The sequence below is a fragment of the Bacillus sp. 05T31 genome (assembly GCF_056396725.1).
This window is the reverse complement of sequence record NZ_JBFTMA010001244.1, coordinates 1-609: the sequence shown is the minus strand read 5'-3', so window position 1 is coordinate 609 and position 609 is coordinate 1. Positions and strand designations below refer to the sequence as shown.

Genomic DNA, 609 nt, shown 5'->3' with positions numbered 1-609 from the left:
CCTATTTATCAAGTATGTCAACTCCTTATGAACGATACTTTAAATCAAAATGCACTTAAATCTTTAATTGAATTAAGAAAAAAAGAACAAATTTATTTCCAGCAAGTACAACATGCATTTGAAAGTTTTAATAAGTTAGTGAAAAATTTGGACTTTGATAAACGATTAATTGATTTACACAAAATTGCTAAACGAGAAAAAGATACCGCTTTAGAGGTTAAGGCCATTTTTCTAGAATTAGATTTTCCTCCACATGATGATTTATTTCCAAATGAAGCACAGGAAATAGTTGCACTATATCATACAAGTGAATTAAGTGTAACTGAAACATATGTTGAAGAGTTATTTTTAGAGAAGTTTGATAAACAAGCTTTGGTTGCTATGAAATCTAGATGGAATGGATTTGAATGGCTAAATAATCGGATTTTCATTCTAGAACAAGTTATTGAGGGACATTTAGCAGGTTATTATAATTTGACAGTCCCTACATTATTGGCACAAACAGAAGGTATTGTGGCACAAGGTTTTAAACATGTGGGAAAAATGAACGGGGGCACACTAAAGGGATTTTTATCAGATTTGTTATCGGATAATAGCACATACTCATTC

At 30.9% G+C, this 609-nt stretch carries 1 pseudogene; it reads left to right on the top strand.

The window, feature by feature from the left end:
• Nucleotides 1–27: 27 nt before the first annotated feature.
• Nucleotides 28–609, top strand: a pseudogene (locus AC1DJR_RS32690) (hypothetical protein); the annotation flags it as partial.